Genomic DNA, 22,214 nt, shown 5'->3' with positions numbered 1-22,214 from the left:
TGAAAACCGTGGGAGTGTGAAAAACGCGAGAACCGGAGGAGCCCCGTATCGGTAACGCCTAGGCACCATCCGCGTCGAAGTGAATCAGCGGCTTGATGATTCCGTCCTCTTTCGAGGCCATCATGGCAAAGGCCCGTTCGATCTCGTCGAAGCCGAATTCGTGTGTGGTCATCGGGGTGGGGTCGATCTTCCCGTTCTCCAGCAACCGGAAGATCCGCCGGAGCCACCCCCGGCCTCCGCGATTGAACCCGGCGTAGACCTGCTTGTCGGACATGCCGTACCCGAAGGACTCCAGGGGGATCTGCAACGGCTCGTGCCCCTCGCCGTGGTACCCGACATTGGAAATGCGGCCTCCCGGCTTCGTGACCCGGAAGGCCGCCTCCCAGGTCTGCGGGGTACCGAGCGCCTCGATGGCGGCGTCGACCCCCTGACCGTCCGTCAGTTCCATGATCCGCGCGACCGGATCGCACTGTGTGTGGTCGACGATCAGATCGGCGCCGAAGCGGCGGGCGAGTTCCTGGCGGGCGGGAACCGACTCGACGGCGATGATCAGGCCCGCGCCGAGCAGCCGGCAGCCGATCGTCGCCGACAGCCCCACCGCGCCCTGGGCGAAGACCGCAACGGTCTCGCCCAGGGCGAGTTCCGCGTGTTCGGCGGCGACGAACCCGGTGGAGAGCATGTCGGTGGCGTACAGCGCCTGGTGGTCGGAGAGCGAGGCGGGAATCGGGGCGAGGTTGGCCTCGGCGTTGTTGACCAGGAAGTACTCGGCGAGGTTCCCGTCGCGCTGGTGGGTGAAGCGGGCGCCTCCCAGCATCCGCCCCTGGCACTGCGAGGAGAACCCGCGCTGGCAGGAATCGCACTGGAAGCAGGGCGTGATCCCGGCCACCGCGACGCGCCGCCCCTCCTCAAGTCCCTCGACCGCCGAGCCGAGCGCATGGACGACACCGACCGCCTCATGCCCCAACGTCACATCCGGCGCGACCGGCATCGCGCCCCTCATGGTGTGCACATCGGTGGTGCACACCATGGCCGCAGTGGTGCGCACGACCACATCGGTGGGACCGGGCTCGGGGACCGGCTTCTCGATGACGGCGACCTCCCCGACCCTCCGGAGGACGAAAGCCCTCACGTGTGCGTACCTGCCGTTCGGCGCGGGGAGCGAGAGGAGACCGTCAGCCGGCCCCGGCCGCCCTGGTCCGTGCGGCGGACTCGGGAGAGCGCCGTGCCGTGCTCGCGAATGGGTGAGTGGCTCATGTCCTCGCTCTTCCCGCAGAGGAGGTCCGGCGCCGGTCGGGGCGTCATCTTCCGCCCGTTCGGCCGACCGGCACGCCCGGACCCGCCGAGGCTCCCGTAGCGATCGCCCCGGAGGACGTCCCCTGTCATGTCCCGCGACAGTCACCAAGGAAGATGCGGGTGCCCGTGTGGACGGTGCGCAGGAGGGCGGCGACGTCGTGCGGGGTGCGCAGCTCATCGTCCACCCGTAGGGGGATCTCGTAGGCGGTGAGCCGGTCGGTGGCGTACTCGTCCTTGTCGCCGAGGACCACGCGCACGGCGTCCGTCGTGGGAGGTGCCGGGAGGACACCCCGTACGTGTTGGTCTTCGATGAGGGGCGCGTAAACGTGGTGGAGCAGCAGGCCCGTGATGTCGGCCTGCTGCTCCACGATCTCTTCGTGGTTGTCTGTCACTGATTTACCCAATTCGGGCACTTCTGCATGCCCTTGCAGCAGGCGGTGATCACGCCGATCTTGATGTGCACGAGATCGCACTTGCGGATGTTGTGCCGACCGGTGAAGTGGTTCCAGCCCAGTTCGGCGTTGCCGACGAGCGTCGGCATCTCCCGGCCCTCGGGGTCGACCGAGGTGCACTTGCTTGACCTTCTTGTTCCACCACGGCGCCGCGCTCGCGGGCGCCGCGGCCCCAGCGAGGAGGAGGGCTGCTGCTTCGACTGGCGAAATGATCCCCGTGATCTTCTTCATGATCCGGCCATGACATGTACGTCTGCTGATCGTCAGCCGAATTTCCGTCCGGGTGACCGGCCGTCATATCGCCTCGATGGGGGGCAGAACATGGTCCGCTCGATGGCTCGCCTTCGACGGCCGAGGCGTTCGCCGGAGTCGACGCCCTTGCGGACTCCCCCTGTCGGCACAGCAGCCAACCGGCCGTGCAGGACGCCCTCTTAGAACTCTCTTAATCCCCCTGACTATTCACTGACGTATGACACCCCACCTCCCCACGGCCACGGGGCGACGCCGCCGTACCACCCGTGTCCTCGCCGCCTCCCTCGCGCTCACCGCGACCACTCTCGGAGTCGCCGGATGTGACAGCGCGGCCGCCGGCACCCTGGAGGGCAGCCGTCTCGCGCTCCCTGTCGCCGGTGGCACCGCCGTCGTCGACACCGCCTCGCTGGCCGTGAACGCACACACCGACGACGGGCGGCAGCTGGTGCTGTCCGCTCCGGCCGGCGGCGGGCTCGGGAAGCCGGGGCCGGTGACCCGTACGGCCGACGGGGCGCACTGGAGCTACCCCGACAAGGGGCTGAAGGTGACGGCGAGTTCGGAGCGCGGTCGGCTGCGGATCAGGCTGCGGGCGGACCGCGACGGGTCGGTCAACTGGCCGGTGACCGGCACCGACCGGGCCGCCTCCGCCGTGCAGGTCCCGCGCGGCGAGGGGCTGGACATCCCGGTGAAGGACGCCTTCTGGAACGCCGGCCCCGAGAAGGGCGGGCTGGCCGGCAGCACCGTCGACATGGGCGAGGGCCTGGCACTCCCGCTGTGGGGCTACTCCATCGGCCGGGCCGGCGTCAGCTACCTCACCCCCACCGACCTCGGCACCTCGCTGCAGTTCGCCTCCACCGGCGGCCGGCTCCGCACCACGGCCGAGCACGCCTTCGACGCCGGTGAGGGCACCCGCGACTACGAGGTCTCCTTCGCCCTCACCGACGGCAACCCGGTCGCCTCCGCCGCCGACTACCGCTCCTACCTCTCGCAGCACGGCCAACTCGGCAGCCTGCGGAAGAAGATCGAGCAGAACCCGGCCAACGGCAAGCTGCTGGGCGCCTTCCACGCCTATGTGTGGGGCGATGCGCGGACCGCCGCCGGGGTGGACAAGCTGAAGAAGCTGGGCGTGGACCGGATGTGGCTCGGCTACGACGCCGGCCCCGACCCGATGAACGCGCAGGCGGTGCGGGCCGCCAAGAAGGCGGGCTATCTCGTCGGCCCGTACGACACCTTCGCCAACGGCCAGAACCCCAAGGGCGCCGACAGCCCCACCTCCGTCTGGCCGGGCCGGGTCTATCCCGACTTCTGTGTCCGCAAGGCCGACGGCACCCCGGAGACGGGCTTCGGCAACCGCGGCTGCTACCTCAGCTCGCGCGCCTTCGAGAAGGCCGAGCCGACCGAGCACTACCTTGCCGACCGCACCCGCAGCATGGTCGCCAACGGCGCGGACAGCTACTTCCTCGATGTGGATGCGACGGGAGAGGTCTTCCGCGACCACGGCAAGGGTCACGAGATGACCAAAGCCGAGGACCGCACGCATCGCCTGGCCCGGATGCAGCGGCTGTCGAAGAACCTCGTCCTCGGCTCGGAGGCGGCCCAGGCCTGGGCCAACAAGGTCTTGGCCTACAACCACGGCTCGGGCACCCCGGTCGACGACGGCCTGTGGAAGCTGGAGAAGGACCGGGAGACGTGGGGCGGCTACTACCCGGAGAAGGCCCCCACCGCCTTCTTCAAGCCGGTGCAGCTGCCCGGCAGGATGGCCACCGCCATGTACGACCCGAAGTACCGCGCGCCGCTCTACGAGACCGCGCTGCACGGCTCGCTGGTCAACGCCGAGCGCTGGGAGCTGTCGTACGAGAAGCTGCCGGCCCAGAAGACCACGCGGGCGCTGTTGGCGATGCTCTACAACACCCCGCTCAACTATGTCCTCGACGGCCCGACGATCGCCAAGGACGGGCCCGAGTTGGCCGCGCTGCAGAAGTACTTCTCGCCGCTGCACCGCGCCGCGGGTACCGAGCAGATGACCTCGTTCCGGTGGCTGACCGGTGACCGCAGCGTGCAGCGCACGGTTTTCGGCAACGGCAAGCTGACCGTGACCGCCAACTTCGGCAGCAAGGTCGTGGACGGGCTACCGGGCGGCTGTGTGGACGCCAAGCTGTCCGGCGACAAGCAGTCGCGGCGGCTGTGCCCGGCACGGCTGAACGGCTGAACGGCTGAACGGCTGAACGGCTGATGAGCTGCACAGTTGCATAGGTGAACGGCTGATCAGCCGGTGGGGCGGCCGCCCTCACACAGCGGCCGCCCTCACACGGCCACGCCCCTCACACAGCCACGCCCCTCACACGGCCGCGCCCCCGCCACTGAGGGCAGCGTTCCGCCCGGGAAACAGTGCAGATGCGGGCGGGTAACAGCCGCGCCGCAGGCTGACGGCATGACCTCGATGCCGCCGCACCCCGATGCCACGCCGGACGCCGCACCCGGCACCCCCACCCTCGTCCTCGTCGGCCACGGCATGGTCGGCCAGCGCTTCCTGGAGGAGCTGGCCGACCGCGGTGTCACCGAGCGGGCCCGGGTGGTGGTGCTGTGCGAGGAGCCCCGCCCGGCCTACGACCGGGTCCAGCTGACGTCGTACTTCGCCGGCCGCACCCCGGACGACCTGAGCCTGGCCGATCCGGACTTCATGGCCCGGCACGGCATCGAACTGCACCTCGGCGACCCCGCCACGGCCGTCGACCGCACCACCCGTACGGTCACCGCCCGCTCCGGCCTGACCGTCCGCTACGACGCCCTGGTGCTGGCCACCGGCTCCTACCCGTTCGTGCCGCCGGTGCCGGGCAAGGACAGCCCGGGCTGTTTCGTCTACCGCACCATCGACGATCTGCTCGCCATCGAGGAGTACGCCAAGAACGCCCGCACCGGTGTGGTGGTCGGCGGCGGGCTGCTCGGCCTGGAGGCGGCCGGGGCGCTCAAGGGCCTCGGACTGCGCACCCACATCGTGGAGTTCAGCCCGCGGCTGATGGCCCTCCAGGTCGACGAGGGCGGCGGCCGGGCGCTGCGCCGCACCGTCGAGGGGATGGGGCTGGAGGTGCACACCGGCGTCGGCGGCAAGGAGATCGTCGCGGACGGGGCGGGCGCGGTCGCCGCCATGGGCCTGTCCGACGACTCCCGTATCGACACCGACCTGGTGGTCTTCTCGGCCGGTGTCCGCCCCCGCGACCAGCTCGCCCGGGACTGCGGGCTGCCGGTCGGCGAGCGGGGCGGCATCGTCATCGACGAGCACTGCCGCACCGGTGACCGGGACCTCTACGCGATCGGCGAGTGCGCGCTGGCCCCGGACGGCCGGGTCTACGGCCTGGTGGCCCCGGGCTACGACATGGCCCGGGTGGCGGCCGAGGCCCTCGCCGGGCGGTTCGGCGGCGGCACCGGGGAGCCCACCGTCTTCACCGGCGCGGACCTGTCCACCAAGCTGAAGCTGCTCGGCGTGGACGTCGCGTCCTTCGGCGATGCACACGGCACCACGGACGGTTGCCTGGACGTGGTCTACGCCGATTCCCGCAGCGGCGTCTACAAGAAGCTGGTGATCGGGGCCGCGGGCGAGCTGCTGGGCGGCGTCCTGGTCGGTGACGCCGAGGCGTACGGCATGCTGCGGCCGCTGACCGGCACCGTTCCCCCGCTGGCGCCCGAGCAGCTGGTGCTGCCCGCGGGGATCGCGGCCGAGGGCGGCGGCGCGCTCGGCCCGGCCGCGCTGCCGGACGATGCGGTGCTGTGCAACTGCCACAACGTGACCAAGGGGACGGTGCGGGCGGCGGTCACCGAGCACTCCTGCGGCACCCTCCCCGAGATCAAGAAGTGCACCAAGGCCGGTACCGGCTGCGGCAGTTGCGTCACATCGCTGACCGCCGTGATGAACGACGAGCTGGCCGCGTCCGGCGTCCGTGTCGACACCGGTCTGTGCGGCTGCTTCCCGCACACCCGCGCCGAGCTCTACGAGATCGTCCGCACCCTGCGGGTGACGAGCTTCGCGGCGCTGCTGGACTCGCACGGCCGCCCGGAGGCCAGGAACGGCGACGGCTGCGAGATCTGCAAGCCCACCGTCGGCTCGATCATCGCCTCCCTCGCGCCGGCCGTCGGGGCCGACGGCTATGTCCTCGACGGAGAGCAGGCCGCCCTCCAGGACACCAACGACCACTTCCTCGCCAACCTCCAGCGCAACGGCTCGTACTCCATCGTGCCGCGCATCCCCGGCGGGGAGATCACTCCGGAGAAGCTGATCGTGATCGGCGAGGTGGCCCGCGACTTCGGCCTCTACACCAAGATCACCGGTGGTCAGCGGATCGATCTGTTCGGCGCCCGGGTCGACCAGCTCCCGCAGGTGTGGGCCCGGTTGGTGGCGGCCGGCTTCGAGTCGGGGCACGCGTACGGCAAGGCGCTGCGCACCGTGAAGTCGTGCGTGGGCCAGACCTGGTGCCGCTACGGCGTCCAGGACTCGGTCCGTATGGCCATCGAGCTGGAGCTGCGCTACCGGGGCCTGCGCTCCCCGCACAAGCTGAAGTCCGCGGTCTCCGGGTGTGCGAGGGAGTGCGCGGAGGCCCGCGGCAAGGACTTCGGCATCATCGCCACCTCCCACGGCTGGAATCTGTACGTGGGCGGAAACGGTGGCGCCGACCCGCGCCATGCCGACCTGCTCGCCCAGGACGTGAGCGACGCCGAACTGATCCGCCTGATCGACCGCTTCCTGATGTTCTACATCCGCACCGCCGACCGCCTGGAGCGCACCTCGGCCTGGCTGGAGCGGATCGAGGGCGGCCTCGACCACGTACGGGACGTCGTCGTCCACGACTCCCTGGGGCTGTGCGGCGAACTGGAAGCCCTGATGGCCGCCCATGTCACCCACTACCGCGACGAATGGGCCGAGACCCTCGCCGATCCCGAACGGCTGGCCCGCTTCGTCTCCTTCGTCAATGCGCCCGGCGCACCGGATCCGTCGGTCCGCTTCGTCCCGGAGCGCGACCAGGTCAAGCCGGATCTGACGCTGCTGTCCGGCCCCACTCTGCCCGTTCGCACGCTGGAAGGAACCTCCGTCTGATGACCACTGCAGCCACCCCCCTCGCCCGCCCTGCCACCGCCGCCACGGCCGGCACGTCGGCCACGGCCACCGCCTCCGCCCCCGCCGCCCTGGCCGCCCCGGCCGCCCCGGCCGCCACTGTCGAGATCCGCTGCCCCCAGGGCTGGATCGCGGTGTGCACGCTGGACGACCTCACCCCGGGGCGCGGGGTCGCCGCCCTCCTCCCGGACGGCACCCAGGCCGCGCTCTTCGTCGACCGTGCCGGGCAGGCGTATGCGATCGCCAACCGCGATCCCTTCACCGGCGCCCAGGTGCTCTCCCGCGGTCTGACCGGCTCGGCCGGCGGCCGGGCGTTCGTGGCATCGCCGCTGCTCAAGCAGCGTTTCGACCTGGTGTCGGGGGACTGCCTGGACGACCCGGAGGTCGCCGTGGCGGCCTATCCCGTACGGACGCGGGGCGGCGAGCACGACTGCTGAGGACCTGCCCCTCCCCACCCTTAAGCGCAACCCACCGGTTGCACCTCCTCCCGCTACGTGCAACCATCGAGTAGCACGTAAGCATCGGCAGGGCACGGCAGGGCACGGCAGGAGGAGCACCCCATGACCACCGACGGCAATCAGCACAAGGACAGCGGCGCGGACGGCGCCAACGACCGCATCGAGCGGGAGATCGGCATCGCCGCACCCGTGGAGCGCGTCTGGGCCGTGCTCACCGAACCGGAGCACGTCGGCTCGTGGTTCGGCCAGGGCGAACCGACGCAGATCGACCTGCGGCCGGGCGGGATCATGGAGCTCGACCACGGCCCGTACGGCCTGTTCCCGACCAAGATCGTGAAGGTGGACCCGCCGCACCACTTCTCGTACCGCTGGGCCAGCGCGCACCCCGGTGAGGTGGCGGTCGAGGGCAACTCCACCCTCGTCGAGTTCACCCTCACCCCGGAGGGCGACGGCACCCGACTGCGCGTGGTGGAGACCGGGTTCGCCGGCCTCCACATCCCCGAGGACCGGAAGAAGACCGCCGGGTACGAGAGCCACTCCGAAGGCTGGTCCGGTCAGGTGGAGAACATCCGGCGGTACGCGGAGCAGCTCGCGGCATGACGAGGGCCGGAGAAGCGGGCGGGCGGCCGGGCGGGGGCGTGGGCCAGGGCTCGGGCGGGGGTGGCAGTCGGGGCTCGGGCGGGGGCAGCGGCCAGGGCTCGGGCGGGGGCAGCGGCGCTCAGGGCTCGGACTCGGACGTCGGCCAGGGTTCCGGCTCGGATGCCGCGGCCGAGGTTCTCTCCGCGCTGGCGGATCCGACCCGCCGCCGGATACTCGACGCCCTCGCCGCACACGGCGAGGCGACCGCCACGGTCCTGGCAGCCGAACTGCCGGTCAGCCGCCAGGCCATCGTCAAACACCTGGGCGTCCTGGACCGGGCCGGTCTGGTCGCCGGCCACCGGGAGGGCAGGGAGGCGCGCTACCGGGTCATACCGGAGCGGCTGGGGGTCACCGCCCGGTGGATGGACCGGGTGGCCGCCACCTGGGACACCCGTCTCTCATCGATCAAGCGCCTCGCCGAGGAGGAGTGACCACGGGCGCAACACCCGGGTCGCCCCACCCACGTACTCTGGTCGCCCCCGTACGGAGGAGCACAGGCGTGACCCGGTGGAACACCAGCCACATCGCCGACCAGACCGGCCGCTCGGCGGTCGTCACCGGCGCCAACAGCGGACTCGGCTACGCCACAGCACGTGAACTGGCCCGCCACGGCGCCCGCGTACTGCTGGCCTGCCGCAACGAGGCGCGGGGCATGGCCGCCCTGGACCGGCTGCGGTCCGACGTCCCCACCGCCGAGGCCGAGTTCCGCCCCCTCGACCTGGCCGATCTGTCCTCCGTACGGGACTTCGCGGCCGCCCTCGACGATTTCGACGGCGACCGCCTCGATCTGCTCATCAACAACGCGGGCGTGATGGCACTGCCGTACCGCACCACCGCCGACGGCTTCGAGATGCAGTTCGGCACCAACCACCTCGGCCACTTCGCGCTGACCGGTCTGCTGCTGCCCAAGCTCCTCGCCACGCCCGGCGCCCGGGTCGTCACCGTCTCCAGCATGCTGCACGCCCTCGCCGACCTCGACTACACCGACCTCAACAGCGCGCGCTCCTACCGACGCTGGATCGCCTACAGCCGCTCCAAGAGCGCCAACCTGCTCTTCACCCACGAACTGACCCGGCGGCTGGCCGCTGCCGGGTCACAGGTCGTCGCGGCTGCCGCGCACCCCGGATACGCCGCCACCAACCTCGCGACCGCGGGCGTCCGGATGGAGGGCCGCACCTCCGCCGAGCGCATGGTCGACCTGGCCAACCGCGCGCTCGCCCAGTCCCCGGACGGCGGCGCCCTGGGCACCCTCTGCGCGGCCACCGCGCCCCACATGCGGCCGGACTCCTTCATCGGCCCGCGCAGCGGACTGCGCGGCGCCCCCGTCCAGTCCTTCCGCGCCCCCTGGACCAAGAAGGCCGCGAACGGTGAGCGGCTGTGGGCCGCCTCGGAGGAGCTCACCGGCGTCCACTACGACTTCTCACGGCCTGCTGCGGCGCTCTGACCCGCACCCCGCCGACGGCGCTCCGACCTGCGGGAAGGGAAGGGCCGGGAGGGAAGGGCCGGAAGGGAAGGACGCGAAGCGAAAGGGGAGGGAAAGGGCGGGAAGGGGAGCGAAGGGGAGCGAAGGGGAGCGAAGGAGAACGAAGAGGCCGCGGCTGAGCGCGAGCATCCGCACCGCGGACAGCTCCTGTGGACAGCTCCACGGCCGCTCCCACGGCCGCTCCCACGGCCGCTCCCTGCGTCAAGAACCCGTGAAGAACACACCGCCGCCCGCCAAAGGGCCGCCAAGGCCCGCAGACGGCGGCCGTCGCGCCCGCACGCTGAGCTGGTCCCGCACGGTGTTGCACGGAGGTACGACGACAGATGTCGATGGTTTCCCAGCCCGATGGCCGGCCCGAGGAACCGCCGGATACCACTACCGGCGCCGTCACCACCCAGCCGAACGACACCGGCGCCGACACCGGCTCGGGCCGCGTATCGGCCCACGGGCCGGCCCACGGCTCGGGTGACGCCACCGCCCCCGCCTCCGACACCCGCCACCGCCTCACCGCCCTCCAGGGCCTGGCCGCCCTCTCGCTCGATGCCATGGCGTCCGTCGCCTACGGCCCCGAGTCGATCGTGCTGGTCCTGGCCGCGGCGGGCGGCTACGGCCTCGGCTTCACGCTCCCCGTCACGCTCGCCATCGCCGCGCTGCTGGCCGTCCTGGTGGCCTCGTACCGCCAGGTGATCGCCGCCTACCCCAACGGCGGCGGTTCGTACGCGGTGGCCAAGGCCCACCTCGGCCGCCGCACCGCCCTGGTCGCCGCCGCCTCCCTGCTCCTCGACTACGTCCTCAATGTCGCGGTCTCCGTGACGGCCGGTGTCGCGGCCCTGACCTCGGCGTTCCCCGCGCTCTACGACGACCGTACGGGGATCTGCCTGGCGGTGCTCGTGATCATCACCGGCATCAACCTGCGCGGCATCGTCGACTCGGCAAAGGCCTTCCTCCTCCCCACCGCCGTCTTCATCGGCGCCATCCTGACGATGATCGTCGCCGGTCTCTTCCGCGACGCCCCCGCCTCCACCGTCACCGCCGACGGGCACACCTCCGTCCTCGCCCACAACGCCACCGCCGTCGGCGCCCTGCTCCTGCTCAAGGCGTTCGCATCCGGCTGCTCGGCGCTGACGGGGGTCGAGGCGGTCGCCAACGCGGTGCCGTCCTTCCGGGCGCCGGCGGCCAAGCGCGCCCAGCGCACCGAGGTCGCGCTCGGCGCCCTGCTCGGCGTGATGCTGATCGGCCTGTCCGTCCTGATCGGCCGCTTCCACCTCCAGCCGGTCGAGGGCGTCACCGTCCTCGCCCAGCTCGCGGACGCCTCTCTCGGCCACAACGGGGCTTTCTACGTCGTCCAGTTCGCCACCATGGTGCTGCTGGCCCTCGCCGCCAACACCTCCTTCGGCGGTCTGCCCGTCCTGATGGGCCTGCTCGCCCGGGACAACTACCTGCCACACGTCTTCGGCCTCAAGGCGGACCGCCAGGTCCACCGCCACGGCGTGCTGGCGCTCGCCGCCGTCGCCGCGGCCCTGTTGGTCTTCTCCGGCGGCGACGTCAACACCCTCGTCCCGCTGTTCGCCATCGGTGTCTTCGTCGGCTTCACGCTCTGCCAGATCGGCATGGTCCGGCACTGGCGCCTCGACCGGTCCCCCCGGTGGCGCGGCAAGGCCCTGCTGAACGGCTTCGGCGCGCTGCTCACCGGCGTCTCGGCGATCGTCGTCACCGCCACCAAATTCACCGAGGGCGCCTGGCTCATCGTGATCGCCCTGCCGCTGCTGGTCCTCGTCTTCGAGGCCGTGCACCGCGCCTATGCCCGTATCGGCGAGCGCCTCGGCCTGGGCCGCGTCCCCGAACCCCCGCACCGCGCCCCCTCCCTCGTCATCGTCCCCGTCTCGCATCTCTCCCGGCTGACCTGCGAGGCCCTCAACGCGGCGGTGTCCCTGGGCGACGAGGTGGTGGCGGTCACCGTCACCTACGGCGCCCCCGAGGACCGCCCGGCCGCCGAGGCCCTGCGCCGCGACTGGGAACTGTGGAACCCCGGCGTGGAACTCCTCGAACTGCCCTCCGGCACCCGCTCCCTCGGCCGCCCCATCGCCGCCTATGTCACCGGCCTGACGGCACGGCACCCCACCACCCGCGTCACCGTCCTGATCCCGGAGGCCGAACCCGCCCACCTCTGGCAGCGCCTGCTGCAGAACCAGCGCGGCGCGGTCGTCGCCCGTGCGGTGCGCCGGGACACGGATGCGGTCATCTGCCGGTTGCGGTTCCGCCTGGAGCAGCAGGGCGCCCGCTCGTGACGCCGGACTGGGGGGGGAGGGGGACGGCTCGTGACGGGGAACGGCTCGTGTGGGGAAACGGCTCGTGATGCGGAGCGGCTCGTGATGCGGAACTGCTCACCGCTCGTGACACGGAACCGCTCGTCGTGACGCTCCGTTGTCAGTGGTGCGTCCTACCGTGAGGTCATGAACTCCGCAAACCCCGCCATGGATATGGATTACGACGGTCACTGTGCCGCAATCGTCGACCAGGCCGCACTGCTGGCGTCCTGCCTCACGGAGCGGGACGCCGACCTGACGACCACCGTCCCCTCGTGCCCGGACTGGAACCTCGCCCAGCTGCTCCGGCATCTGGGCGAGGCCCATCGCTGGGTCGAGGACCTGGTACGAACCCGGGCGACCGAACCCCCGCCCGAGACCGCCCTCCGCGTCCTGCCCCGCGACACCACCCAGTCCCCGGCCGAGGCCGCCGCCTGGCTCCTTGAGGGCGCCCGGCGCCTTGCGGACACGTTGCGCTCCACGGGCCCCGACGTCCGGATCTGGACCCCGCTCCCCTCCGGCTCCCCGCGCTTCTTCGCCCGCCGCATGGCCCACGAGACGGTCATGCACCGAGCCGATGTCACGCTGGCGCTCGGCGGCGACTTCACCGTCGACCAGCGACTCGCCCTCGACACCCTCGACGAATGGATGGAACTCGGCTCCCTCCCCGAGATGTTCGACTTCCACCCCGACCGACGCGAACTCCTCGGCCCCGGCCGCACCCTCCACTTCCACGCCACGGACACCCCGCCGGAAGCCGCCGCCGACTGGCTCGTCGACCTCACCGGCGACACCCTCGCCTGGCGCCGCGCCCAGGAACCAGCCGCCGTCTCCGTCCGCGCGCCGCTGACCGGCCTCCTGCTCCTCATCTATGGCCGCACCCCCGCCGACGACAACACCTTCGAGATCACCGGCGACGCGGAACTGCTGGAGTTCTGGCTGGCACGTGTGTTGTTCGGTTGAGGACCGGGACACCGCCCGGCACCCCACTCACCTCGCCCCGTCTCGCCCCTCATCCCGCGCCGGCCCCGGCCCCGGCCCACCCGGAGACGAACCAATCAGCCCGCCGGTGCGTGGATTAAGTTGGCCACCGCCCACAGGAACCAACCCACCCGAGGAGAGAGCCCCATGACCGAGTCCGACCGGCCGGGCAGCACTCCCGGCCTGCCTCCCACACCTCCCCCGTACCGTCCCCGGCTCGGACCGGATCCCCTGCCGACGGACGAGGCCGAGGCATTGGCGATCGGCCGGAAGCACTTCTCCGAGGTCGGTTCGCCCGGCGGTCCTTCCGGCCTGTTCGTCCACGAATTCGACATCGGCTACCTGATCCAGGCGAGCTGGCCGGTGGTCGGAGACCCCACTGCCCGCCCCTCGAACCCCGGGGGCGCCAACATCGTGATCTCCAAGATCGACGGTGAGGTGTCGCACCTGCCCAACTTCCCCGCGGAGGCCGCGGTGGAGCTCTATTACAAGGTCTACCGCCCGAACGAGGTCCGCTGCCCGAACGACGCCTGACCCCGGCGTGGCCACCGCAATGGGACAGCGACGGAAACCTCACAGAAGAGCAAGTCGTTCGCCGTGTGAGGGGCGGCAACCCTTCCGTCTCGACGGCGAGGTGACACGGCGTCCCGCACGCAGAGTGCAGAGAACTGCCCACTGCACCCTTGCCCGGTCTCCTCACCCTCGCCTCCGGCCGCACCATCCTGCCGGCCCCTGCACACTCGCATCCGCCCGGGCCCTCTCGGCAGCGCCTGCGCGGGCAGTACGCACCCCGCACCATCTCCGCACCGACCAGGAGGGAACCGATATGCCCCAGGACCAGCACACGCCGCCCACCACCCCCGAGGAAGCGCTCGCCATCGTCCGCAGCCGCTATGCCGAGCCCAAGCTGCCGGACGGCTCTCCCGCCCCTCTGCACGTCGAAGAATTCGACCTCGGCTACCTCGTTTACGCCGCTTTCCCCGACACCCCCGACGTATCAGGCGAGCCCCAGCCGGCCCCGCCCGGCGGGTCAAAGATCATCGTCGCCAAGGACACCGGCGAAACCGTCACCGTGCCCAACTTCCCCACCGAGGCGGCCATCGACCTGTACCGCAAGCAGCGTCAGGCCAACGCGTAGCGGGGCCCGCCCGCGGCATCCACCGCCCCTCCCCCACCCCCCGTTTCGTGCAGATGCCATGCGCGCTTCACCGTCGTGCGGCAGAGTGGACGGTCGCACCGTCGGTGATCGACGATCACCGGTAGGTTACGAGCGCAGGGGGCGACGTGCCATGACGGAGATCAACAGGCGGCGGCTGTTGGCGGCCGGCGGCGGGGCGGCCCTTGCCGCGGGGCTGGCGACCGCGTGCGGGTCCAATACCGGGCGGGGCGGCGGTGGTTCGGGGCCCGCGATCAGTCAGTGGTACCACCAGTACGGGGAACCCGGGACCCAGCAGGCCGTGAAACGGTACGCCGCCGCGTACCGGAAGGCGGACGTCTCGGTGCAGTGGCGGCCGGGTGACTACGACCGGCAGACGGCAGCCGCGCTGCTCACCGACTCGGGGCCGGACGTCTTCGAGGCCAACGGGCCGCTGCTGGACCAGATTCAGGGCGGGCAGGTGGTCGACCTGACCGCCGAGGTCGAGCCCGTGAAGGACGACTTCCACCAGGCCGTGCTGGCCCCGAAGATCTGGCAGGACAAGATCTGGGGCATCCCGCAGGCCGTCGACATGCAGCTGCTGTACTACCGCAAGAGCCTGCTGAAGCAGGCCGGGGTGCAGCCGCCGCAGACGCTCGATGAGCTGGTGGACGGGGCGAAGAAGCTCAGCGGCACGAAGACCAAGGGGCTGTTCCTGGGGAACGACGGCGGGGTGGGGGTGCTCGGTGGGACGCCGTTGTTCGCGGCCGGGCTGAGCCTGATCAGCCCGGACGGCAAGGCCGGGTTCGACGATCCGGCGGCGGCCCGTGCGCTCGGGAAGGTCCGGCAGCTGTACGCGGACAAGTCGTTGCTGCTCGGTGCGCCCACGGACTGGTCCGATCCGGCCGCCTTCATCCAGGGCCTGACCGCGATGCAGTGGTCGGGGCTGTGGGCGCTGCCGCAGATCGCGAAGGCGCTGGGGGACGACTTCGGGGTGCTGCCGTTCCCGAAGGACGGGAGCGGAGGTACACCTTCCGTGCAAGTCGGCGCCTATGGCTCCGCGGTCAGTGCCCGGAGCCGGCGCAAGGAGGAAGCCAAGGCCTTCGCCAAGTGGCTGTGGGTGGACCGCACCGACTACCAGCAGGACTTCGCGCTGTCGTACGGATTCCATATTCCGGCGCGGATCTCGCTGGCCAAGAAGGCCAAGCAGTTGCAGTCCGGCCCGGCGGCGGACGCGGTCCGGCTCGCGGCCGATCACGGCTATGCCGAGCCGCTGTTGTGGACGACCGCGGACCGTACCGCCTATCAGGACGCCCTGAGCCGGATCATCAAGGACGGCGCCAACCCGGAGAGCGAGCTGAAAACCGTGGTGCGCAAGGTCAACGCCGAGCTTCAGCGGGTCAAGAAGAAGTGACGGCGGAAGGGACCGAAGCGGCGGTCACGGACGTACCGGCCCCGCGTGCCGCGGCGGCGCAGGAAGCCGAGCCCCGCTCGCCCGGCGCCCGATGGCTCGGCCCGCAGCGGCGGAATCTCTGGTTCTGGGTCTTCGTGGGGCCGTTCGCGATCGGGCTGGGGCTGTTCACGTACGTGCCGTTGGTGTGGAGCGTCTACCTGAGCTTCTTCGACGCGCACAACACCGTGAGCCCGGCCGGCTCGGATTTCGTCGGGCTGGGCAACTACGGCACGATGCTGAGCGATCCCGCGTTCCTCGGCAGCCTGGGCACGTTTTTGCTGTTCACGGTGTTCATCGTGCCGGCGACCTACGCACTGTCGCTCGCCCTGGCGCTGATGGTGAACCGGCTGCGCTTCGCCCAGGCGTTCTTCCGGTCGGTGTTCTTCCTGCCGACGGCCTGCTCCTATGTCGTCGCGGCGGTGATCTGGAAGCTGTCCGTCTTCAACGGGGTGCGGTTCGGGCTGGCCAACACCGTGCTGGGATGGTTCGGCGCCGAGCAGACGGCCTGGCTGTCGACGACCGATCCGCCCTGGTACTGGCTGGTCATCGTGACCGTACGGCTGTGGCTGCAGGCCGGGTTCTACATGATCCTGTTTCTGGCCGGGCTGCAGCGGATCTCACCGCAGCTGTACGAAGCGGCGGCGGTGGACGGGGCGCGGCCGGGCTGGCAGGTCTTCCGGCACATCACCTTTCCGCAGTTGCGTGCCACGTCCGTGGCGGTGGTGCTGCTGTTGGTGATCAATGCGTTCCAGGCGTTCGACGAGTTCTACAACCTGCTGAGCGATGCACGCGGCTATCCGCCCTATGCGCGACCGCCGTTGGTCTATCTGTATTACACGGCGCTCGGACAGGACCAGAATCTCGGGCTGGGCAGCGCGGGTGCGGTGATCCTGGCCCTGATCATCGCGGTGGCGACGGTCGTACAGGCCCGCTGGTTCGGCCTCGGCCGCAAGGAGGAGTGAGCACCGATGCATGACGCGCTGACCAGAGCCGGGCGCGCACTGCGGGCCGTCGCCGTGATCGCCCTCGCGTTGCTGTTCCTCATCCCCTTCTACCTGCTGGTGCGGAACGGACTGGCCACCGAGCGGGACATCACGGCCCCGGGCTGGACGTTCTTCCCGCACGAACTGCAGTGGTCGAACCTCACCGAGGTCTTCCGGGATCCGAACCTCCCCATGGGGCGGGCGCTGCTCAACTCCACGCTGATCGCGGTGTCGACGACCGTCGGAACGGTGGTGTTGGCCTCGCTCGCGGGGTACGGCCTGGCCCGGATCCCCTACCGGCACGCCCAGGTCGTCTTCTACGCGGTCCTGGGGACGCTGATGGTCCCGGCGGCCGTGACGTTCGTGCCGAGCTTTGTGCTGGTGTCGTCGCTCGGATGGATCTCCACGCTGCGGGGTCTGGTCATTCCGACGCTGTTCAGCGCGTTCGCCTGCTTCATCTTCCGGCAGTACTTCCTGGGCTTCCCCAAGGAGCTGGAGGATGCGGCGCGGGTCGACGGGCTCGGCTACTGGCGGACGTACTGGCGCATCGTGGTGCCCAACGCCCGGCCGGTCTTCGCCGCCGTCGCCACCATCGTCTTCATCGGTGCCTGGAACGCGTTCCTGTGGCCCCTGGTGATCGGGCAGGACCAGGAGGCCTGGACGGTGCAGGTGGCGCTGTCGACGTTCACCACCGCGCAGAACCTCAATCTGCACGAGCTGTTCGTGGCCGCGGCGGTCTCCATCGCCCCGTTGGTGGTGGTCTTCCTGCTGCTCCAGCGGTACATCGTGGCGGGGGTGGAGCGCAGTGGGATCGATGACTGAGGGCATTGAGCCCACCCGTCCGGAGGGGGTACGGTGCGGGGCATGAGCACGCACCCGACTGTCCGTGAGGTGGCCCCGCGCGAGGGCGGCCCCCGCGGCGAGTGCGCGCCCCGCGGCCTGAGCTTTCTGCGCCGCCGCGGCCGGGTGGGGTCTCCCCCGGCCCGGTGTTTCTGTCCGGCCTGACGGCCTCCCGCGCCGACGGCTTCCCGCGGTGACGGTTTCCTGCACTGACGGCTTCCTGCGCTGACGTGCGGCGGGCGGTGGTCCGACGACCGCGTCCACCCTGGCCGCACCACGCTCCCCCTCGGCCATCAGCAGGCTCCCCACTCCCTCTCCCACCCCAGCCTCCCCTTCCCCCTCTCGTTCAGGAGGACCAGTTGACGACGCTCGCCGATTCCGCGGCTCCCCTCGCCCCCACCCCCGCACTGCGCCCCCACCGCATCCCGGCCGACGGCCTGTACGAAGGGCACCGCATCCTGCGCCGGACTCCCGACGGCTGGGAGGACCGGTCGTACGAGCGCTTCGAGGTCGTGCCCCAGGCGGCCACCATCGGGGCCGAAATCCGTGGGCTGGACCTGTCCCGTCCGCTGTCCGACGGCCTGCGCACGGAGCTGAACCGGGCGTTGCTGGAGTGGAAGGTGCTGTTCTTCCGCGGGCAGCATCTGAGCTCCGCGGCACAGCGCGAATTCGCTCGCAATTGGGGTGAGCTGGAGACCAACCCGTTGCTGGCGTGGGGCGATTCGGAGGATGTGGTGCGGTTCGACAAGGCGGCCGGCGGAGTCCCGACGTTCGAGAACGTATGGCACACGGATGTCACGTTCCGGGAACGGCCGGCGCTGGGTGCGGTGTTGCAACTGCGGGAGGTGCCGCCCGCGGGCGGGGACACGATGTGGGCCGATATGGCTGCGGCATACGACAATTTGCCTCCGGAAATCCAGGCACGGGTCAATGGGGCGCGGGCGGTGCACGACTATCTCCCGGGTTTCGCGCGCTTCTACTCCGCCGTTCAACTGGCGCCATTTCAGGCGCAGTTCCCGCCGGTCGAGCATCCGGTGGTGCGCCGGCACCCGGAGACCGGGCGGCGGATGCTGTTCGTCAACGCCTCCTTCACCACCCGGATCGTGGGCCTGGCGGAGGCGGAGAGCGACCGGCTGTTGCGCGTGTTGTTCCAGCAGGCGCAGGTGCCGGAGTTTCAGGTGCGGTGGCGCTGGCAGTCGGGGGACCTCGCGTTCTGGGACAACCGTGCCACCCAGCACTATGCGGTGAACGACTACGGGACGCATCGCCGGGTCGCCGAACGGGTCGCCATCGCGGGCGACCGCCCCTACTGACCGCGGGCCTTGCGTAGCTGCCGCCCGCCACGACGTACCCGAGGGGCGGCAGGGCTGCTCGGCAGGGCGGCAGGCGCCGGGCGAGCGGCAGACGGAGACGGACTGGTGGCAGGTGGAGCCGGAGCCGGAACCGGACTTGCCGCATGGCGGCCTGGGCCCCCGGCACGACGTACCGGGCAGTCGGCACGGCGTCCGGGGCAGTCGGCACGGCGTCCGGGGCGCGGCACGGCGTACCCGGGGCGCGGCACGGCGTACCCCACGCGTCCGGACGCGCGCCCGGCGCCGCTCACCCCAGCCGTTCGTACGCCGCCGCTTCCGCCGGACGCGCACCGCGCAGCAGGGCCGCACCCAGCGGGGTGAGCGTGTGCAGCACCGCGTTGCCCTGCCGCAGGGTGACCAGCAGGCCGGCATCGCGGAGCACCGTCGCGTGCTGGCTGGCGGAGGCCAGCGAGACATCGGCGCGGCGCGCGAGTTCGCTGGTGGTGCAGCCGACGCCGATGCCCTGGAGTATCGCGGAGCGGGTCTGGCCGACGAGCCGGCCGAGGGAACGTTCCGGCGGGACCGGCGGGGTGAGCCGCGGCGTCTGGTGTTCCACGGGGTAGACCAGCACGGGCGTCAGATCCGTGTTGTGGAAGGTGACCGGGGTGCGGCGGCAGAAGTACGACGGCAGCAGCAACAGCCCCCGGCCGCCGAGGTGGAGATCGCGGTCCACCGGATAGTCGGCCTCCAGCACGGGCGGGCGCCAGCGCATCATCGGCGGGAGCGAGGCGAGCAGCCGGTCCGCACCGCCGTCGAGCAGCGCCCTGCCACGGGCGGCCCGGTCGGCCTCGATACGGCCCTGGACGCGCGGCCAGTACGGGGCGACGGCCGCCTCGTAATAACGCTGGAGGATCCCGGCGAGCCTGCCGAGGGCACGGGTGTCGCCCTCGGCCATCGCCCGTATCCACGACGGGAACGGGCGGGTGGCCGTGGAGAGCCGGCCGAGTTCCTCGTGCAGCCGCCCGGCCGGCGTCTCGCGCAGCGCGGCGAGCGCGTCGGTCATGCCGAGGAGCCCTTCGGCGGGCGTCAGGAAATCGGGAAAATACCCGCGGGTGGGCACGAGCGGCGCCAGCAGTCGAGCTTCGCCATTCAACCTTCCGCGCGTTTCCGATCGCCATTTGCCGAACGCCGAATCGTCCCGTCGGTCGCGCAGCCGGTGAAAGCTTAAGACGGTCTCCCACAGTGCGTCCGGGCGTGCCGCAATGCGCACACGGGCCAGATCGAGTCCACTGAAATGGACGCGTAACACCGAAACCCCCACCTCTGGTTTCCTCAGTCGACCCCCGGCACGCCTGAGTATGCACGCCAACACGTGCGGTCACCATGCCCTTTTGGCCAGACTTGAAAGTGGTCGCGCCACCGGGCGGGGTGGAGGAAAGCTTGTACTCAATTCAGCGGCGGTGCGAACGGACCGGATTGCTCGATCCCGTGGGGGGTGATGGGCAACCACCCGGCCGTTCGCCAGCCCCGCTGAAGGCCGCACCCCGCGCCGACCGGGGTGACGGCAGCTCCCGAGGGGGGAGTCCGGAAAAAGCGAGGGCGGCACCTCCGCACAGGTGCCGCCCTCGTCCGTTTGACCTGCGAAGATGCCGAAACGGTGGGCCCGTGGGCACTGCTGGGGCACACTCCACGTGAACCGCGTACACCCCGGTGTGATGACACACGGGCGGGTTGAGGCGCGGGCGGGTTGAGGCACGGGCGAGATGACGCACGGGCCCGCATCCGGCACTCGGATGCGGGCCCTCTTCGGCGCCTGGGGTCAGTTGGCGCCTGGGGTCAGTTGGTGCCCCGGGCCCCACGGCGACGGCGGACGGCGAAGACCGCCCCGGTGCCGAGCAGCGCGGCGGCGCCGCCCGCGAGGGCGAGCTGCGGCACGGCGGGGGACGCACCGGTCGCGGCGAGGCTGCCGCCGGTGCCGGCCGACGCCGGCTGGGCGGAGGCCGTGGAGTCGGCGGAGGCGACGGAATCGGTCTGCGCGGCCGACTTCGGCTTCGGCTTCGGACGGTCCTTGTCCTCGACCTTGCCGGGCTTCGCCTCGCCGACCGTGCCGGGCTTGCTGCCGGCCGGCAGCACCTTGAAGTCGTAGCGCTTCATGGGGCCGAGAACACACGGGTTGTACGCGTCGGAGGCGTCACCCGCGAAGAGGGCGAAGGCATCGGTGGCAGGGGCCCCCGCTTCGAGTGCCATCCGCATCTTCACCTCGGTGCGGGCGCCGGGCTTCATGTCCTTGACGGGGGCAACGTGGTTGCTGCCCTCGGGGGCCAGCTCCTGCCAGCCGGCGCCGTCGGCCCACTGCACCTTCAGGAAGTGCTGCTCCTGGTTCTTGGCGACGAGGCGGAAGAACACCAGCGGGTCCACGTTCAGCGTGCGGTCGGTGGCGTTGGCCACGGTGAACGAGAAGTCGACCGTGGTCCCGGCGACCATCTTCGAGGGCAGGCGGTTCGCGAGCACGGTCAAGCCCGGCACGCGTACGCAGTCGCCGGCAGCGGCGAGCGCCTTGTCGGCCGCCTCCTTGGTCTTGCGTGCCTCGGCCGAGGCGTTGAGGACCTTGTTCCACTCGCGGAAGGCCGCGACCCGGGCGTCGTCCCATGCATCCCGGGCCGCCTTGCGCTTGGTGTCCGCGTTCGCCTTGGCCTCGGCGGCAGTCCTGGCGTCGGCCTCGGCCGCGCCGAGCGCCTCCTGCGCCTTGACCTTCTCGGCCTCGTCCTTGGCCTCGCCCAAGGCGGCCTTGGCCTCCGTGACGGCCTTGTCCGCGGCGGTCTTGTCGGCGTCGGCGGCCTTGGCCGCCTTGTCCGCGGCGAGGGTGGCCGCCTTGAGCGGGTGGGAGTCCTGGTCCAGGGCGTCCATGGTGGCCTTGATCTTCTCGCGGCCGGCCTTCTCGGCGGCAACCGCGTCCTCGTACGCCTTCTTCGCGTCGTCGGCGGCCTTCTTCAGTTCCGCATAGGTCGGCTTCTGCTGCGTCTGCGCCGGAGCCTTCGGGGCGGCGAAGACGGAGCCCGCCGGGAGCAGGACCGCAGGTGCGGTGACGGCGGCGACGGCGACAGCGGTCGCGAGGGTACGGCGAAGGTTCACTAGGGGCCTTTTCGTGGTCAGAAAGAAGGGAATCCGCCGCATGGGCGTGGCGCTCATGCGTGCGAGATGGGTGATCTTATGACCGATATAAGGCCTAAGGGCAACGAAAAAATCACTTGGCCTGAGTGATCCCACCCTCGATCCCAGCGGGTAAATCGGGGCAATACCGAGCAGTTGCCCTCTTTCCCGCAGGTTTTTCTGTGATCTAACCGACGGGAGTTTCTGACGGTTCTTCGACTACCGGTTCCTCAACTACCCGGCGCTGCTGGGGTCTTGCGTCGCCACACAAGTGCCCGCAGAGCACAAGACCGAGGGCGGCACCTCCGCACAGGTGCCGCCCTCGTTGGGGTGCCGGAGCCGACAGCCGGGCGACTGAGGGTTGGGACCCGCACTGCCGGGCTCCGGTGGGTC

Annotated in this window: 18 protein-coding genes and 1 pseudogene; 14 read left to right on the top strand and 5 right to left on the bottom strand. The window is 70.9% G+C overall.

Annotated elements, in window-relative coordinates; translation table 11 throughout:
- Positions 1–58: 58 nt before the first annotated feature.
- The 3 genes from ACF088_RS19375 to ACF088_RS19365 all read right to left on the bottom strand — a co-directional run bounded on the left by ACF088_RS19375 (position 59) and on the right by ACF088_RS19365 (position 1,834).
- Positions 59–1,129, bottom strand: a complete 1,071-nt coding sequence (locus ACF088_RS19375; protein WP_392376992.1) for an NAD(P)-dependent alcohol dehydrogenase — start codon at positions 1,127–1,129, stop codon at positions 59–61.
- Between the two features lie 250 nt (positions 1,130–1,379).
- The gene (locus ACF088_RS19370; protein ID WP_392376991.1) at positions 1,380–1,685 is read right to left on the bottom strand and encodes a hypothetical protein; all 306 of its coding nucleotides are present in this window, start codon (positions 1,683–1,685) and stop codon (positions 1,380–1,382) included.
- Positions 1,682–1,834, bottom strand: a complete 153-nt coding sequence (locus ACF088_RS19365) for a hypothetical protein (protein ID WP_392376990.1) — start codon at positions 1,832–1,834, stop codon at positions 1,682–1,684. The genes ACF088_RS19370 and ACF088_RS19365 overlap by 4 nt, the downstream gene beginning before the upstream one ends.
- Positions 1,835–2,214: 380 nt before the next feature.
- Here ACF088_RS19365 and ACF088_RS19360 point away from each other — a divergent pair, with 380 nt between their 5' ends.
- From ACF088_RS19360 to ACF088_RS19295, 14 genes and pseudogenes are all read left to right on the top strand, one after another.
- Positions 2,215–4,206: a glycoside hydrolase gene (locus ACF088_RS19360; protein ID WP_392376989.1), complete on the top strand. Its 1,992-nt coding sequence runs from the start codon at positions 2,215–2,217 to the stop codon at positions 4,204–4,206.
- A 222-nt stretch (positions 4,207–4,428) separates the two neighbouring features.
- Positions 4,429–7,083 (top strand): nitrite reductase large subunit NirB, encoded by a 2,655-nt coding sequence (gene nirB, locus ACF088_RS19355; protein WP_392376988.1) that lies wholly within the window; start codon positions 4,429–4,431, stop codon positions 7,081–7,083.
- Positions 7,083–7,538 carry a nitrite reductase small subunit NirD gene (gene nirD / locus ACF088_RS19350; protein WP_392376987.1) on the top strand — a complete coding sequence of 152 codons (456 nt, stop codon included), beginning with the start codon at positions 7,083–7,085 and terminating at the stop codon, positions 7,536–7,538. The genes nirB and nirD overlap by 1 nt, the downstream gene beginning before the upstream one ends.
- 123 nt (positions 7,539–7,661) lie before the next feature.
- Positions 7,662–8,159: an SRPBCC family protein gene (locus ACF088_RS19345; RefSeq protein WP_392376986.1), complete on the top strand. Its 498-nt coding sequence runs from the start codon at positions 7,662–7,664 to the stop codon at positions 8,157–8,159.
- Between the two features lie 167 nt (positions 8,160–8,326).
- Positions 8,327–8,629, top strand: a pseudogene (locus tag ACF088_RS19340) (ArsR/SmtB family transcription factor); the annotation flags it as partial.
- A 68-nt stretch (positions 8,630–8,697) separates the two neighbouring features.
- Positions 8,698–9,642: an oxidoreductase gene (locus ACF088_RS19335; RefSeq protein WP_392376985.1), complete on the top strand. Its 945-nt coding sequence runs from the start codon at positions 8,698–8,700 to the stop codon at positions 9,640–9,642.
- 362 nt (positions 9,643–10,004) lie between these two features.
- Positions 10,005–11,969, top strand: a complete 1,965-nt coding sequence (locus ACF088_RS19330; RefSeq protein WP_392376984.1) for an APC family permease — start codon at positions 10,005–10,007, stop codon at positions 11,967–11,969.
- 165 nt (positions 11,970–12,134) lie between these two features.
- Positions 12,135–12,950, top strand: coding sequence for a maleylpyruvate isomerase family mycothiol-dependent enzyme (locus ACF088_RS19325; RefSeq protein WP_392376983.1), 816 nt, complete (start codon positions 12,135–12,137; stop codon positions 12,948–12,950).
- 165 nt (positions 12,951–13,115) lie between these two features.
- Complete coding sequence (locus tag ACF088_RS19320) at positions 13,116–13,502, top strand: hypothetical protein (RefSeq protein WP_392376982.1); 387 nt, start codon at positions 13,116–13,118, stop codon at positions 13,500–13,502.
- Between the two features lie 292 nt (positions 13,503–13,794).
- Positions 13,795–14,106, top strand: a complete 312-nt coding sequence (locus ACF088_RS19315; protein ID WP_392376981.1) for a hypothetical protein — start codon at positions 13,795–13,797, stop codon at positions 14,104–14,106.
- 151 nt (positions 14,107–14,257) lie between these two features.
- Positions 14,258–15,517, top strand: coding sequence for an ABC transporter substrate-binding protein (locus ACF088_RS19310; protein ID WP_392376980.1), 1,260 nt, complete (start codon positions 14,258–14,260; stop codon positions 15,515–15,517).
- The gene (locus tag ACF088_RS19305; RefSeq protein WP_392376979.1) at positions 15,514–16,518 is read left to right on the top strand and encodes a carbohydrate ABC transporter permease; all 1,005 of its coding nucleotides are present in this window, start codon (positions 15,514–15,516) and stop codon (positions 16,516–16,518) included. Before ACF088_RS19310 ends, ACF088_RS19305 begins: the two co-directional genes overlap by 4 nt.
- A 6-nt stretch (positions 16,519–16,524) precedes the next feature.
- The gene (locus ACF088_RS19300) at positions 16,525–17,361 is read left to right on the top strand and encodes a carbohydrate ABC transporter permease (RefSeq protein ID WP_392376978.1); all 837 of its coding nucleotides are present in this window, start codon (positions 16,525–16,527) and stop codon (positions 17,359–17,361) included.
- Between the two features lie 377 nt (positions 17,362–17,738).
- Positions 17,739–18,692, top strand: coding sequence for a TauD/TfdA dioxygenase family protein (locus ACF088_RS19295; protein WP_392376977.1), 954 nt, complete (start codon positions 17,739–17,741; stop codon positions 18,690–18,692).
- A gap of 286 nt (positions 18,693–18,978) precedes the next feature.
- Here the strand turns inward: ACF088_RS19295 and ACF088_RS19290 are convergent, their stop codons facing one another.
- Together ACF088_RS19290 and ACF088_RS19285 are read right to left on the bottom strand one after the other, a co-directional pair.
- Complete coding sequence (locus tag ACF088_RS19290; protein ID WP_392376976.1) at positions 18,979–19,824, bottom strand: ArsR/SmtB family transcription factor; 846 nt, start codon at positions 19,822–19,824, stop codon at positions 18,979–18,981.
- 683 nt (positions 19,825–20,507) lie between these two features.
- Positions 20,508–21,803 (bottom strand): hypothetical protein, encoded by a 1,296-nt coding sequence (locus tag ACF088_RS19285; protein WP_392376975.1) that lies wholly within the window; start codon positions 21,801–21,803, stop codon positions 20,508–20,510.
- Positions 21,804–22,214 lie beyond the last annotated feature (411 nt).

Source organism: Streptomyces sp. NPDC015125 (assembly GCF_043080045.1).
Classification (GTDB): Bacteria; Actinomycetota; Actinomycetes; order Streptomycetales; family Streptomycetaceae; genus Streptomyces.
The sequence above is the reverse complement of the archived record's forward strand: the minus strand, read 5'-3'. Positions and strand labels throughout refer to the sequence as shown.